Genomic DNA, 276 nt, shown 5'->3' on the forward strand with positions numbered 1-276 from the left:
GCACTATGATCTGAATACGGATTGTGAGCGAGTGCTTCTTTTACTTCGTCTACTTCTTCGCTCACTTTATCCAATGCACCATGGTAACTTGGCCAATCAAAACCAAGAGCTGCTACCCGCTGCTGAATTTTTTTAGCTTTGCTTAAGCTTGGCATATTAACGGGAATATCTTGCCACAGCGAAGATGTAGCGCTTGCAGTTTTAGCGCTGCGCTCTTGTGCCTTAATTGCTTGCCACTGCGCTGCAAGCTCATCATCGCTTAGCGCTGTTTGCTTG

1 pseudogene is annotated in these 276 nt (G+C 46.4%); it reads right to left on the minus strand.

What is annotated here, in order from left to right:
* Positions 1-276: pseudogene (gene mazG / locus AAEY68_RS21020) on the minus strand (nucleoside triphosphate pyrophosphohydrolase); the annotation flags it as partial.

The sequence above is a fragment of the Pseudoalteromonas sp. RB2-MNA-CIBAN-0110 genome, from assembly GCF_040309305.1.
Taxonomy (GTDB): domain Bacteria; phylum Pseudomonadota; class Gammaproteobacteria; order Enterobacterales; family Alteromonadaceae; genus Pseudoalteromonas; species Pseudoalteromonas arctica.